At 33.1% G+C, this 14473-nt stretch carries 15 protein-coding genes; 13 read left to right on the plus strand and 2 right to left on the minus strand.

Annotation, left to right across the window (positions count from 1 at the left end):
• Positions 1 to 114: 114 nt before the first annotated feature.
• Positions 115 to 1281: an MFS transporter gene (locus P2W65_RS00945; RefSeq protein WP_289662855.1), complete on the minus strand. Its 1167-nt coding sequence runs from the start codon at positions 1279 to 1281 to the stop codon at positions 115 to 117.
• 103 nt (positions 1282 to 1384) lie between these two features.
• On the opposite strand from P2W65_RS00945, the gene P2W65_RS00950 reads away from it, so the two are divergent.
• From P2W65_RS00950 to P2W65_RS00990, 9 genes are all read left to right on the plus strand, one after another.
• Positions 1385 to 2218 (plus strand): AraC family transcriptional regulator, encoded by an 834-nt coding sequence (locus tag P2W65_RS00950; RefSeq protein WP_289662856.1) that lies wholly within the window; start codon positions 1385 to 1387, stop codon positions 2216 to 2218.
• A 70-nt stretch (positions 2219 to 2288) separates the two neighbouring features.
• Entirely contained in the window at positions 2289 to 2648 is a 360-nt protein-coding gene (locus P2W65_RS00955) for a hypothetical protein (RefSeq protein ID WP_289662857.1), read from the plus strand.
• A gap of 96 nt (positions 2649 to 2744) precedes the next feature.
• On the plus strand, positions 2745 to 3272 hold the full coding sequence (locus tag P2W65_RS00960) for a DUF3347 domain-containing protein (RefSeq protein WP_179008027.1): 528 nt from the start codon (positions 2745 to 2747) through the stop codon (positions 3270 to 3272).
• 2 nt (positions 3273 to 3274) lie between these two features.
• Positions 3275 to 3835 (plus strand): helix-turn-helix domain-containing protein, encoded by a 561-nt coding sequence (locus P2W65_RS00965; RefSeq protein ID WP_289662859.1) that lies wholly within the window; start codon positions 3275 to 3277, stop codon positions 3833 to 3835.
• Positions 3836 to 4193: 358 nt separating this feature from the next.
• Positions 4194 to 6728 (plus strand): heavy metal translocating P-type ATPase, encoded by a 2535-nt coding sequence (locus P2W65_RS00970; protein WP_289662860.1) that lies wholly within the window; start codon positions 4194 to 4196, stop codon positions 6726 to 6728.
• A gap of 185 nt (positions 6729 to 6913) precedes the next feature.
• Entirely contained in the window at positions 6914 to 9157 is a 2244-nt protein-coding gene (locus P2W65_RS00975) for a multicopper oxidase family protein (protein WP_289662861.1), read from the plus strand.
• Between the two features lie 34 nt (positions 9158 to 9191).
• Entirely contained in the window at positions 9192 to 9524 is a 333-nt protein-coding gene (locus P2W65_RS00980) for an EF-Tu C-terminal domain-related protein (RefSeq protein WP_289662862.1), read from the plus strand.
• Positions 9521 to 9943, plus strand: a complete 423-nt coding sequence (locus tag P2W65_RS00985; RefSeq protein ID WP_289662863.1) for a hypothetical protein — start codon at positions 9521 to 9523, stop codon at positions 9941 to 9943. The genes P2W65_RS00980 and P2W65_RS00985 overlap by 4 nt, the downstream gene beginning before the upstream one ends.
• 169 nt (positions 9944 to 10112) lie before the next feature.
• Positions 10113 to 10271, plus strand: a complete 159-nt coding sequence (locus P2W65_RS00990; protein ID WP_167365473.1) for a hypothetical protein — start codon at positions 10113 to 10115, stop codon at positions 10269 to 10271.
• A gap of 138 nt (positions 10272 to 10409) precedes the next feature.
• On the opposite strand, the gene P2W65_RS00995 is transcribed toward P2W65_RS00990, so the two are convergent.
• Positions 10410 to 10862, minus strand: a complete 453-nt coding sequence (locus P2W65_RS00995; protein WP_091497161.1) for a DUF4442 domain-containing protein — start codon at positions 10860 to 10862, stop codon at positions 10410 to 10412.
• A 230-nt stretch (positions 10863 to 11092) separates the two neighbouring features.
• On the opposite strand from P2W65_RS00995, the gene P2W65_RS01000 reads away from it, so the two are divergent.
• From P2W65_RS01000 to P2W65_RS01015, 4 genes are all read left to right on the plus strand, one after another.
• Entirely contained in the window at positions 11093 to 11572 is a 480-nt protein-coding gene (locus P2W65_RS01000) for a DUF4870 domain-containing protein (RefSeq protein WP_289662864.1), read from the plus strand.
• Positions 11573 to 11671: 99 nt separating this feature from the next.
• Positions 11672 to 12004 carry a PadR family transcriptional regulator gene (locus tag P2W65_RS01005; RefSeq protein WP_008464689.1) on the plus strand — a complete coding sequence of 111 codons (333 nt, stop codon included), beginning with the start codon at positions 11672 to 11674 and terminating at the stop codon, positions 12002 to 12004.
• Positions 12005 to 12007: 3 nt separating this feature from the next.
• Positions 12008 to 13732, plus strand: coding sequence for a PspC domain-containing protein (locus tag P2W65_RS01010; protein ID WP_289662867.1), 1725 nt, complete (start codon positions 12008 to 12010; stop codon positions 13730 to 13732).
• 3 nt (positions 13733 to 13735) lie between these two features.
• A complete protein-coding gene (locus P2W65_RS01015; protein ID WP_289662868.1) occupies positions 13736 to 14470 on the plus strand; it encodes a head GIN domain-containing protein in 735 nt (244 codons plus the stop codon).
• The last annotated feature ends 3 nt before the right edge of the window (positions 14471 to 14473 follow it).

Here is a 14473-nt window from a genome sequence, read left to right on the forward strand (position 1 = left end):
ATTTTCCGATAAAGTAGAGAAAAAATAGAATAATTAGAAACAAAAAATCATTTCTGGACATAAAAAAAGCCCTTAAACAAAAGTTAAGGGCTTAAAAAAGGAGTGAAAATATTTTTAAATGTGCTGTACCGCAACTTGTTTACGATGTAACTTCATCAATATGAATGTAATAATCATTCCGATAATTGACATAGCGACGCCAATTAAATTAGGTGATGAGTAACTAAAGCCCGCTGCCAAAGGTAATCCTCCAAGAAAGGCTCCTAAAGCATTACCTATATTAAAGCTTCCTTGAAGTGATGCTGAAGCAATCATCTCTGCTCCTTTTGCCGTACGAATCATCAGCATCTGGATTGGTGCTATGACAGAGAAAGAAATAGCTCCCGTTAAGAATGTCAAAAATAAAGACACATATTGATTAAAAGAGAAGAAATAAACCAAAACTAAATCGGCCGACATTACTAGCAATAAAGCTAATGTAGTTGGAGCCGGCGAAAATCGGTCTGCCAGTTTTCCTCCTGCGAAATTTCCAACAACCATTCCTAATCCTGCTAAAATTAAGATATACGAAACATCTTCTGGCGAAAACTTAGAAACATTAATTAATAAAGGAGCAATATAACTGATCCAAGCAAACAAACCTCCAAAACCAATTGCCGTAATTCCGATAATCAGCCAGGCTTCTGTTTTCTTAAAGAATTGAAGTTGTGTTTTCATATTGACACTTTCTCCTTTTTCCAGATTTGGCATCCACATATAAATTGCTAGAAACGTTAATAATCCCACAAAAGCAATTAACACAAAAGTATAACGCCAAATAAAATGATGACCTATATAAGTTCCGATAGGTACGCCTATTAAGTTCGCAATAGTTAATCCGGCAAACATAATAGAAATAGCCTGCGCTTCTTTTCCTTTATCTGCCAAACGGCTTGCGACTACCGCTCCCACTCCAAAGAATGCTCCATGTGGCAAACCAGAAAGAAAACGAGATGCAAATAAAACATTATAATCAGGAGCAATAATTGACAATGCATTAAAAACAGCTAACATTAATGCTAAAATCAAAAGCATTTTTTTAGGCGCATAATTTCTTCCTGCGATTACCAATAAAGGTGCTCCAATAACAACTCCAAGTGCATAAGAAGATATTAAATACCCGGCAACAGGAATGGAAACTTTCATATCTGAGGCAATATCAGGCAAAAGGCCCATCATTACAAATTCTGTAATTCCAATAGTTAACCCTCCTAAAGAGAGTGCAATAAGACTTTTCTTCATTTGATTAATAAGTAGAAAGGAATAGATTTCTACGTTGCAAATTTAACACTGTTAGCTTAATCAAAAATTGTATATTTGTGATATAAAATTGTATATTTAAGTTATGCCTAAATTAAATCAGTTTAAAACACTAGTATTGGATGAATTTGAGGAAGAAAAATTTCATCTTCCGCCACATACTCATACTTATTACGAAATTATTTATATCAAAAAAGGAAGCGGAGTTCATCATTTAAACCATAATCTCCTTCCTTATAAAGCTGGAGATTTGTTTGTGATTTCTCCAGACGACGAACATTATTTTGATATCAAGAAAAGTACAGGATTCATTTTCATTAAATTCACTGATAATTATTTCAACTCTAAACAGAATCTTACCTGCGATGAATTTTTGGTCAATACTCCCGAAAGTTTCATGAGAGATAAAATTTTAAAAGAAACCGTTTTAAAGTTTGATGAACCTTGTAAAACTATTCTAAAAAACACTGTTGAAAATATTGTTACTTACGACAAATACATAGATGTAACTAATTCTCCAATTGTTTTCTATCAGATTCTTTCGATTTTTGGTTTAATTAAGGAAACCATTCGAGGCATGAATCTTCAGATGAAATCGACACATTTGGATAATGAACAAATTGCTAATTATATTCATCAGAATATTTATCAGCCAAAATTAGTTCAAATTAAAATTATTGCAGCGCATTTTAATATCGCACAAACTTATTTCAGTGCCTATTTCAAAAGGACTTTTGGTGTTAGTTATCGGGAATACATTCATAATTTAAGAACAACTTTAATAGAGAAAAGGTTTCATAACAATCAATTACCGATTAAGCAGATTGCGTATGAATTTGGTTTTACTGACGAGAGTCATTTGACGAATTATTTCAAGAAACGTAAAAACATGAAACCAAGCGATTTCAAAAAACTCTAGTTAGCGAAATCTTAAATAATGATTTGCTCGAAGTTTTTTAACTAAATTTGTACTTCTAAAAACAATTTCTTTGAAAAAGAAAATCCATATAATACTGCTTTTTATAACACTTAGTTTCTTTTTGAATCCAAGTTATACTTATGCATGTAATATGGGACATCATAAAGAAATTACTTCGAAAGAAGAAAACAGCTGTTCTAAAAAATGCTGTGAAAAGAAAACTTCAAAACAAGAAAAACACAATTGTGACGGAAAGTGCCGTCATTCGGGCTGTACAACTTCTGCATTACAATTTGTTATTTTGACTTCAAACGATTTTGATTTGCAAAATGATGTTTTCAATTTTTCTTTAAAAAACAAAATTTCATCTTATAGGAATTCAACTATTTCTTCTGGATTTACTTCTATTTGGCTGAAGCCGAAAATATAATTATTGCATTTAGTACAGCCCATATTGGGTCTTTTTGAAATCAACTTTTTTAATTAATTTTAAAGGAAATTAATCCTTTACCAAATATTATATACAATGAAAAAATCAATCATAGCTTTAGCAACAGCATTTACAGTATTTTTTAGCGCAAATACTATTCAGGCAAAAAACAATAATTCTGAATTGACAGCAATTGAAATCGCCGATTCTCAATTACAATCGGTTTACGATGCTTACTTTACTGTAAAAGATGCACTTATAAAAAGTGACAGCAAATTGACTTCGGCGAAAGCCAAAGATTTACTGAGTGCCATCACAGCTGTAAAAATGGATAAATTAAAAAGCAACGAACATACCGTTTGGATGAAAGTAGTTAAAAAATTAACCGCTGATGCTAAAAGTATTTCGACTTCTTCAGATCTTAAAAAACAACGTGAGACTTTTAAATCATTATCGAAAGGAACTTACGATTTGATAAAAGTTTCAAGTCCAACTGAACCAATCTACAAACAATATTGCCCTATGGCTGATGCCGATTGGTTAAGCAAAGAAAAAGCAGTTAAAAATCCGTATTACGGTTCTTCGATGCTGACTTGCGGAAATGTAGTTGAAACTATAAAATAAATATGAAGCTTTACATCAAAAACATGGTGTGCAGCCGATGCAAAATGGTTGTGAAGTCTGAGTTCGAAAAACTCGGACTTCAAACTATTGCTGTTGAATTAGGTGAAGTTGAGTTACAAAACGAAATCAATGATTCGCAAAAAGAGGTTTTATTAGAAAATCTTCAAGCTTTAGGTTTTGATTTAATCGATGATAAAAAAACAAAAACCGTCGAGAAAATAAAAAACCTGATTGTCGATTTGGTTCATCATAAAAACAATGATTTAAAAATCAACCTATCAGAATATCTGGCAGAAAACCTCAACCAGGATTATAATTCGTTAAGCAATTTATTTTCTGAAATCGAAAACACAACTATCGAAAAGTATTTTATCAGCCAGAAAATCGAAAAAGTAAAGGAATTACTAATTTATAATGAGCTTTCGTTAAGTGAAATTGCTGATATTCTTAATTACAGCAACGTAGCACATTTAAGCAATCAATTCAAAAAAATTACGGGCTACACTCCTACTTCATTCAAACAATTGAAAGATAATAAACGTATTCAAATCGAGAATTTGTAGTTATTTATTTAACCGCTAAGAGCGCTAAGATTTACGCAATCCCGATAGCTATCGGGAGCAAAGTTTTTTAGCCACAGATTATAAGGATTAAAGGGATTTTAAAAATCTGTGTTAATCTTTTTAATCTGTGGCTAACCTTTTATAGCTGTATAGTTTGTATAATTATATACACAAAGCTTTGCGAACTTTTTTTAATCTCAAAACAGAAAAAAAACTTAGCGTGCTTTGCGTAAATCTTAGCGCTCTTTGCGGTTAAAAAACACCATTTAGTAAATCTTACAAATCATTCTCAAAATTATACAAATCGTTGTAAATTGTACTTCGGAAATTTGCATTGTAATACTTAAAAACCAATACAATGACTCATCAATATATAATTTCAGGAATGTCGTGCAACGGATGCCGAACCAAAGTCGAAAAAACTTTGAATGAAGTCGAAGGCGTTCAGGCAGAAGTTACTTTGAATCCTCCAACGGCAACCATCACAATGGACAAGCATGTTCCGACAGAAAAATTTCAAGAGGTTTTGTCTGCTGCAGGAAATTATACCATTGAAATGGATTCTCCTAAAAACCATTCTGAAACTGCGGTTAAATCATGCTGTTCAGGTCATAAAAAAGAGCATCATGACCAACATAAATCAGAAACAAAAAAAATGCATCAGCAGAGTGCAAATGGCGTTTATTATTGTCCAATGCATTGCGAAGGCGACAAAACATATAATAAACCTGGAGACTGCCCAGTTTGCGGAATGGATTTAGTACCACAAGTTGCAATTACAGCAACACAATTTACTTGTCCTATGCATCCTGAAATTGTTTCAAACGAACCGGGCGATTGTCCGATTTGCGGAATGGATCTGGTTCCAATGCAGGCTTCTGAAAGTGAGGAAAACAAAACCTATTCTGATTTATTGAAGAAAATGAAAATAGCGATTTTGTTTACGCTTCCAATTTTCATTATCTCAATGTCAGAAATGATTCCAAATAATCCACTCTATAATATAATGTCAATTGAAAAATGGAATTGGGTACAGCTTTTATTTTCAATTCCTGTTTTGTTTTATGCGGGTTGGATGTTTTTTGTTCGCGCTTACAAATCGATTATGACTTGGAATTTAAACATGTTTACTTTAATTGGAATTGGGACAAGCGTAGCATTCTTATTTAGTATTATCGGAATGTTTTTTCCTGATATTTTCCCAACCGAATTCAAATCGCATCACGGAACAATTCATTTGTATTTTGAAGCCGCAACCGTAATTATCACATTAGTTTTATTAGGACAATTATTGGAAGCGAAAGCACACGGACAAACCAATGGCGCGATAAAAGAATTATTGAAATTAGCTCCAACCGAAGCCACTTTAGTAGAAAAAGGAATTGACAAAGTAATCTCCATTCACAATATCAAAAAAGATGATTTATTACGCGTAAAACCGGGAGAAAAAATTCCCGTTGATGGAAAAATCTATTTTGGAGAAAGCAGTATCGACGAATCGATGATTACAGGAGAACCAATTCCTGTAGATAAAAAAGTGGGAGATTCTGTAATATCAGGAACTATAAATGGTACAAAATCTTTTGTGATGATTGCTGAAAAAGTGGGTTCAGAAACGATGCTTTCGCAGATTATCCAAATGGTAAATGATGCCAGCAGATCTCGTGCTCCAATCCAGAAATTAGCCGATAGAGTTTCTAAATATTTTGTGCCGACAGTAGTTATTATTTCAATTATAACCTTTTTTGTCTGGGCAAAATTTGGCCCGGAACCCGCTTACGTTTACGGATTAATTAATGCGATTGCCGTTTTAATTATTGCTTGTCCGTGCGCACTTGGATTGGCAACTCCAATGTCGGTTATGGTTGGAGTTGGGAAAGGAGCACAAAACGGAATCCTGATTAAAAATGCCGAAGCGCTGGAAAACATGAATAAAATTGATGTTTTGATCACCGATAAAACAGGAACAATTACCGAAGGAAAACCATCTGTTGAAAAAATAGTTGCAATCCATAATAATGAAGATTTTCTGCTTCAAAACATTGCTTCGTTAAATCAGCATAGCGAACATCCTTTGGCGCAGGCCGTAGTCAATTTCGCGAAAGCAAAAGATAGTTCATTCAAAGAAGTTCAAGGTTTTGAGACTATTGCCGGAAAAGGTGTTTTAGGAACTATCGAAAACAAAAAAGTTGCTTTAGGAAACAAAAAATTAATGGATGAAATTGGTGCCACTATTTCTTCTGACTTAGAACAAAAAGTTACTGCAGAACAAAATCTGGGAAAAACTATTTCTTATATAGCTATTGAAAAAGAAGTTTTAGGTTATGTTGCCATTACCGATGCCATCAAAGAAAACAGTGCGAAAGCGATTAAAGAATTAATTGCTCAGGGCGTTGAGGTTATTATGATGACTGGAGATAATCATAACACTGCAAAAGCAGTTGCCAATCATTTACAGTTGAGCTCTTTTAAAGCCGATTGTCTTCCGGAAGATAAACTGAAAGAAATTGAACGTCTGCAATCTCAAGGAAAAATCGTTGCTATGGCGGGTGACGGAATCAACGACGCTCCTGCTTTAGCTCAATCCAACATCGGAATTGCCATGGGAACAGGAACTGATGTTGCCATCGAAAGCGCTAAAATTACTTTAGTAAAAGGAGATTTAAACGGAATTGTAAAAGCCAAAAACCTCAGCCATGCTGTGATGTCGAATATCAAACAGAATTTATTCTTTGCTTTTATTTATAATACATTGGGCGTGCCAATTGCAGCTGGAATTTTATATCCGTTTTTAGGAATATTGCTTTCGCCAATGCTGGCTGCCGTTGCGATGAGTTTGAGTTCAGTTTCAGTAATCGTGAATGCTTTGCGATTGAGAAATTTAAAATTGTGAGTTAGGACGCAATTATTTTAACACATAGAAACATAGTTTTGCATTGTGCGTGAAGGCGTTTCACTTTTTACAATACACATAGCTATGTGTGGAAACTAGTTTCTTTTATGCTCTTTTTTAGACACAAAAATCTATGTTTCTATGTGTTAAAATAAATTTAACCTAACGATTTAAAATTATAATCGATGACAAAAATAAAATATATACTTGTGCTTTTTTTAATTGCTATTCAGTTAAAGGCGCAAAAAGTAGTGCGTTATGATTTGCATGTTCGCGATACAATTGTCAATTTCTCGGGTAAAGAAAAACGTGCGATTGCAGTAAATGGACAAATTCCGATGCCAACTCTGACTTTTACCGAAGGCGATATTGCAGAAATTTATGTGCATAACGAATTAAAAAAAGAAACCACTTCGATGCACTGGCACGGATTATTTCTTCCAAACAAAGAAGATGGAGTTCCGTATTTGACTCAAATGCCGATTGAGCCTGGAACAACTCATAAATATACTTTTCCCATAATTCAAAACGGAACGTATTGGTATCACAGTCATTCGGGATTACAGGAACAAATTGGTTTGTATGGACTTTTTATCATCAATAAGAAAAAAGACGATTCGACTATTAGAAAAGGCATTGACGATTTGCCAACGATTCCAGTTATTTTAAGTGAATGGTCTGATTTAAAACCTGAGAATATTCAGCGAATGCTTCACAATGCCAATGATTGGTTCGCCATTAAAAAAGGAACTACTCAGAGCTATTTTGAAGCTTTAAAACAAGGGCATTTTTCAACCAAAGTGACCAACGAATGGAAACGAATGAATGCTATGGACGTTAGCGATGTTTATTATGAAAAGTTTTTAATTAATGGTAAAAATGAACAACAGCTTTCAAACCTTAAGCCAGGCTCAAAAGTTCGATTACGAATTGCAAACGGAGGTGCTTCCAGCTATTTCTGGCTGACTTACGGCGGAGGAAAAATCACCGTTGTAGCCAGCGATGGAAATGATGTCGAACCTGTAGAAGTCGATCGTTTAATTATTGCCGTTTCTGAAACTTATGATGTTGTGGTTACAATTCCTGAAGACCATAAATCTTTTGCTTTTTTGGCTACAGCCGAAGACAGGACAGGATCTGCTTCTTTGTTTTTAGGAAATGGAGACAAACAGCCCGTACATCATCTTTCAAAATTAAAATATTTTGAAGGCATGAAAATGATGAACGATATGATGAAAATGAATGGCGAAATGAACGATATGGGCATGAATATGTCACTCAACAAAATGGACATGAATGCCGTAATGTATCCTGAAATTTCGGGTGAAGATGAAAATTCTAAACCAGAAATGGATCATTCCAATCATAATATGGAAGCCTTGAAAATGGAAAGTGACAGCACTGAAACTTCTGAAATTGTGACTCTGAATTACGGAATGCTGAAATCTCCTTTTAAAACGAATCTTCCAAAAGACGCTCCTGTCAAAGAATTGCGTTTTACGCTTTCCGGAAATATGAATCGTTACGTTTGGAGTTTAGATAATAAAGTGGTTTCAGAAACCGATAAAATCTTAATTAAAAAAGGAGAAAACGTTCGTATTGTTTTATACAACGGTTCGATGATGCGCCATCCAATGCATTTACACGGACATGATTTTAGAATTTTAAATGAACACGGCGATTATGCTCCGCTAAAAAATGTAATTGATATTATGCCAATGGAAACCGATACGATCGAATTTCAGGCAAATGCCGATGGCGACTGGTTTTTTCACTGTCACATTTTATATCATATGATGGCTGGAATGGGGAGAATCTTTACTTACGAAAATTCAGCACCCAATCCCTTAATTCATCATCCGGAAATGGCTTTCAAAATGTTGAAAATGGACGATCGTATGTTTCATTTTATGGCAGAAAATGATTTTGCTACTAACGGAAATGATGGTGAAGCGATGTTGAGCAATACAAGATGGAGCATTGGAACGGAGTGGAGATTGGGTTACAATGACAAACATGGTTACGAAACCGAAACTCATATTGGAAGATATATTGGAAAAAATCAATGGTTGATGCCTTTTATCGGTTTTGACTGGCGCTATCGCAAAATGGGAATGGACGAACAGGAACAAAATCTCTTCGGACAGAAAAACACTAAAGACAATCGTTCCGTTTTCAGTTTAGGTGCCGAATATACTTTGCCAATGCTCATAAAAGCACAAGTTGAGGTTTATACCGATGGAAATGTTCGTTTGCAATTTGAACGAAAAGATATTCCGCTTTCGCAAAGACTTCGAATGAATTTAATGTGGAATACAGATAAAGAATATATGGCGGGTTTAAAATACATCGTGGCTCGAAACTTTGGAATTACAACACATTATGACAGCGATATGGGAATTGGTTTTGGGGTTAATTTGAATTATTAATACTACATTAGCATAGAAATTTTATTCGATTACTATGTTTGGCGAACCTCATTTTATTGCATCATTACAATATAAAACGACCGAAGAAGGCGGTCGAAAAACTTTTGCGAGTTCAGGATACAGACCACATATAAAATTTTCATTCGATGAATATCTAACTTCTGGAATGCAACTTTTCATTGGTACAGAATTTGTGCTTCCAGGAGAATCTGTTTCTGCAACGATAAGCATTTTATCTGTAGAATATTTTGAAGGCAAACTATATGAAGGTTTAGAGTTTGATTTTCGTGAAGGTGCACGCATAATTGGAACGGGAAAAATAACTGAAATTGTAAATCCGAAACTAAAACGTAATTTCCAAAAATGAAAAAAGTAAATTTCTTATTGTTATTTCTCACTGCTTTCATCTTAACAAGTTGTGATCCTTCACAAGGTATTCTTTTTACCAACAAAGGCGAAAGCAATGTCAAAGTAAAACTCATTATAAATCCGCAATTTAAAAACGATCAATTGGATGAGATGAAAAAAGGAGATTCAATTGTTTTTAATTTAATTCCTCATAATCCAGAAGAAAAAATAGGACATATTTATTTTGGAAGAGGAAGATGGAACAATGAAAATATTAGCGAAATCAGCAAATCTATCAAAAGCATTGAAATTGAAAATGATAATTATAAAATTGTCTATAAATCACAAAACGCAATAAGTAATTTACTTAAAGAAAATTATAACGGCATAGTCATGAAATCGTTAAACATTAAAATTGATGATGATTTTTTTAACTAAAAATGAGTTTGCTACAAAACTTCAATTCAAATTTAATAGCATTGTAAAAAAGAACTAAAATCTACTTTTACCAAAACATTAACAACAGAACTATTCTTACAAGCATTAAATCATTTTATATTTGATTCACTCAATTATAATTCTTCTAACAAAAAACAATTAAAACAAAATGACAAAAGTAATTACAATCGTTACCGTTGCTTTATTTACAATTAGCGTAAGTGCTCAGGACACAAAACCAGCTTCAAAAGATAAAGCAAAAAAAGAATCTTGTTGTAAAAAGACAGCAGACAAAAAAGACAAAAAATCTTGTTGCGTTAAAAAGTAACGGTAAATTATAAAGTAAAAGGCTTCGAATTGTTCGAAGCCTTTTTTATGTTTTTCTGCCACGAATTTCACTAATTTACACTAATAACTTCGCATTTAAAATTTGTGCTAGTTCGTGAAATTCGTGGCAAACAAAAACTTATTTCAGTCGAATACTCCACTCAAAATCCATTTCCGAAACCTGAATGCCTTCTTCGTTAGTTCCGATAGATTTCATCCAGAACGTCTGCCCTTCTCCGGTTTCGATTGTTTTTTTGATAGCATCGGCAATTAAATGTCCATCATTGCATACGAAAGTTATTCTTCCTGTTGCTTTTTTAGTGAAGTTTCCTTTGTTATTGGCTACTAACATGGATATTTTCTTTCCGCTTTGCTGAATTTGAGAAATAACCAGAGCACCTGTTGTCAATTCTGCTGCCATAGCCTGAACTGCAAAATACATCGAATTAAAAGGATTCTGATTAATCCATCTGTGTTTGACTGTTACGGTACAACTTGAATCGTTTATATCCTTAACACGTACGCCACAGAAATAGGCAGAAGGAAGTTTAAACAGAACGAATTTATTAAGTTTTGATACAGAAAGTGCCATGTGATTTATTTTTTATGTAAAAATACAAAAAAACTATGCACGCACAATAAATTATTCAACTATCAGAAAGACCTCAATAAATTCAACACTTCCGAATGATTTTCAACAATTTAAACTCATATTCCTACTTCTAAAATTGTTAAATTTTTGTTAATAATTAGTACTATGTAAAACAAGATACTGTTTTTTAGACATATATTTGCATAAGAAATTACTATATACTTTTAATCATGGAAACAACAACACCACTCATCATGGAAAAAACATCAGAAAAGAATACAGCAGCATTTACTCATTTGAGTACATTAAGCCAATATATAATTCCGTTTGGGAACTATATTTTTCCGTTAATCATTTGGACAAACTACAGAGATAGATCTGAATTTGCAGACCACCATGGAAAACAGGCTTTGAACTTTCAGTTAAGCTTATTGCTTTATACTTTGATTTTAGCACTTATCGCAATACCGATTTTTGTAACAGTCTTTTTACAGAATATTCCAATGGAAGTTATTTTTAATGACCGAGATTTTGTGATTAGAAACTTTGACTTTCAGTCGCATATCGGAATGTTAAGTATCGGAATTACAGCTGTAGTACTTTTTGGATTATTAAAATTTGTTGAATTCTTTTTAGTGATCTATGCTTCGATAAAAGCTTCAAACGGAGAATTATATAAATATCCTATTACAATTCCTTTTATTAAGTAATTCTAAAAAAGGTTAAAAGTTATATTCGAAATCAATCATCAATCAATCATCATCAATCAAAAAACGAATTGTTCAATCAAAAAAAAACAAAATGAAATTATGAACATTGAAAACACAAAAGCACAGATGCGCAAAGGTGTTCTTGAGTTTTGCATCTTATCTGTTCTAAAAGAAAAAGATGCCTATACATCAGAAATATTAGACACTTTAAAAAACGCAAAATTACTAGTTGTAGAAGGAACTGTTTATCCGTTGTTAACTAGATTAAAAAATGACGGTTTACTTAATTATCGCTGGGAAGAATCGACCTCAGGGCCACCGCGAAAGTATTATGGATTAACCGAGATAGGACAAACTTTTTTAAACGAACTTAGCGGAACTTGGACAGAATTGTCTGACGCTGTAAACTTAATCACCAATCAAAATCAATAAGTCATGAACAAAACAGTAAATATTAACTTAGGCGGGATGTTTTTTCATATCGATGAAGATGCATACTTAAAATTAACACGCTACTTTGATGCTATAAAACGATCACTTAACAACTCATCTGGTCAGGATGAAATTATTAAAGACATCGAAATGCGTGTTTCTGAATTACTGACAGAAAAACAAAAAAGCGAAAAGCATGTTGTAGGACTGAAAGACGTTGATGAAGTGATTGCAGTAATGGGACAACCTGAAGACTACAGAATTGAAGACGAAGAAAACCCAAATCAAACTTATAATAATTACGGCCCAAGAAAACACAAAAAATTATACCGTGATAAAGAAAAAGGTATGATTGGAGGTGTGGCAACAGGGTTAGGACATTATTTTGGAATTGACGCAGTTTGGATTAAAATCATTTTCTTAATCTTCGTATTTGCAGGTTTTGGAACTGGAATTTTAGCTTATTTTGTTCTTTGGATTGTAACTCCTGAAGCAGTTACAACTTCAGAAAAATTAGAAATGACAGGTGAGCCGGTAACGATTTCAAACATCGAAAAAAAAGTTCGTGAAGAAATTGATACCCTTTCTGAAAAATTCAAAAATGCGGATTATGACAAAATGGGAAACCAGGTAAAGTCGGGAGCTGAGAGAATAAGTAGTTCATTTGGAGACTTTATCATGACGGTTTTTAAAATTTTTGCAAAATTTTTAGGTGTAATTCTAATCATAAGCGGAATCGCAACTTTAATCATGTTGTTAATTGGAGTGTTTACTTTAGGAACTAACGTTTTTGTTGATTTTCCTTGGCAGAATTTTATTGAAGCTGGAAACTTTACAGAATATCCAATCTGGTCATTTGGTTTATTAATGTTATTTGCAGTTGGAATACCATTCTTTTTCTTAACACTTTTAGGATTTAAATTGTTATCTCCAAACTTAAAATCAATTGGAAATATTACAAAATATACACTTTTAGCCGTTTGGATTATTTCAATTGCTATTGTTGCGAGTATCGTAATTAAACAAGCTACTGAAATTTCACACGAGAACAAAGTTGTAGAGAAAAAAGAAATTGCTATTAGACCACTGGACACACTATTTGTAAAATTTAAGTACAGTGACTATTATACTAAAAGCTTGAATCATTACAGAGATTTTGAGTTTGTACAAGACTCGGCAAACAATGAATTGATTTACTCAAATGATGTACGCTTACATGTTTTACACACAGATCAAAAAGCTCCATTTATTCAGGTAGAAAAAAGTGCAAGAGGAAATTCTTTCACCAACGCTAAAAAAAGAGCAGAAAAAATCAATTATAAATTTCAAGTTAACGGAAATCATTTAATTTTGGATAACTTTTTTCTGACAGATGTAAAAAACAAATTCAGAGGACAAGAAGTTGACATTTACTTGTATCTTCCAGAAGGACAATTTTTTAAACCAGATAGTTCTGTTAGAGACTACTTCAATTATGAGGATGATTTCTTTAATTTAAATTATGATGGAAATTACAATTATAAAGTAGAAGGATCTAAAGTTAAATGCTTGAATTGTCCAGCAGAACATAACGATCATGACTATGATTCAGAAGAAATAGAAACTATTGACAATGATACTATAAATGAAGTTTCGGTAAAAATTAACGGAAAAGAAGTTATAAACGGGAAAAAAACTAAAGGAAAACTAACCACAGATAAAAACGGAGTTATAATCAAAATCAACTAAGCCATGATCAAAATAATCATTCATATTACAAAATTTGTTATCGCAACTATAACAGCATTATTATTTGCTTCGTGTAATTTTAACATGAATGCAATTGAAGGAAGCGGTAATGTTACAACTGAAAAAAGAACTGTTCAAGGTGATTTTACTAACATAAAAGTAAGCAACGCTATTGATGTAGTCATCGAACAATCTGAATCTAAAGAAATCATTGTTGAAGCCGATGATAATCTGCAGAAAGAAATTGTTACTAAAGTAGAAAACGGAACACTTATTATTGAATGCAAATACAACTCTTTCCGTAATATAGCATCAAAAAAAGTAACAGTAAAAATGCCAATTGTTGATAAGATCGAGGCTTCAACTGCTTCATCTGTTCAAAGTAAAAATGTTATTGAAGGAGAAAACATTATTTTAGAAACTTCAAGTGCGGCATCGATACAAGCTAACATTGAATCTGACAAAATATCCGTAGATTCTAGCAGCGGAGGTTCTGTAGCTATTGAAGGAAAAGCATTAAGCCTTAGCACTTCTGTTTCAAGCGGAGGAAGTATTGACGCTGGTAAATTAATGGCAAACGATATTCATGCTGAAGCTTCAAGCGGCGGAACAATTTCTATACGTCCTATCGTAAGTTTAAAAGCAGAAGCTTCAAGCGGTGGAAACATTAATTACGGAGGTTCCCCAAAAACTATTGAAAAATCTGAAAGTTCCGGAGGAAATGTCAGCAAAAGCTAATCA

Origin of the sequence: Flavobacterium panacagri (assembly GCF_030378165.1) — a bacterium.
GTDB lineage: Bacteria > Bacteroidota > Bacteroidia > Flavobacteriales > Flavobacteriaceae > Flavobacterium > Flavobacterium panacagri.